Genomic DNA, 208 nt, shown 5'->3' with positions numbered 1-208 from the left:
GTCATTCACTGTCAAAGTGAACCAGCCGCTAGACCGTCCGCTGACTGTCACCCTGAGCAATGGCGACAAAGTCACCATCGCGGCGGGCCAGACCCAGGTCGAGTACAAGGCTCCTGCTCAGGGCGATGACGTCTTCAAAGACTCGGGCTCCCTGACCGTTGGTATTTCCGACGCTTCCGTACCAGGCAAGACTTTCGAAAACCTGGAG

At 57.7% G+C, this 208-nt stretch carries 1 protein-coding gene; it reads left to right on the top strand.

The window, feature by feature from the left end:
• Positions 1-208: immunoglobulin-like domain-containing protein (locus ACNFHO_RS27455; RefSeq protein ID WP_416767979.1), on the top strand; the 208-nt coding region annotated here is incomplete at both ends.

Origin of the sequence: Pseudomonas sp. NY15374 (genome assembly GCF_048068255.1) — a bacterium.
GTDB lineage: Bacteria > Pseudomonadota > Gammaproteobacteria > Pseudomonadales > Pseudomonadaceae > Aquipseudomonas > Aquipseudomonas machongensis.
Note: the sequence above shows the minus strand (reverse complement) of the source record. Positions and strands in the feature narration are given on the sequence as shown.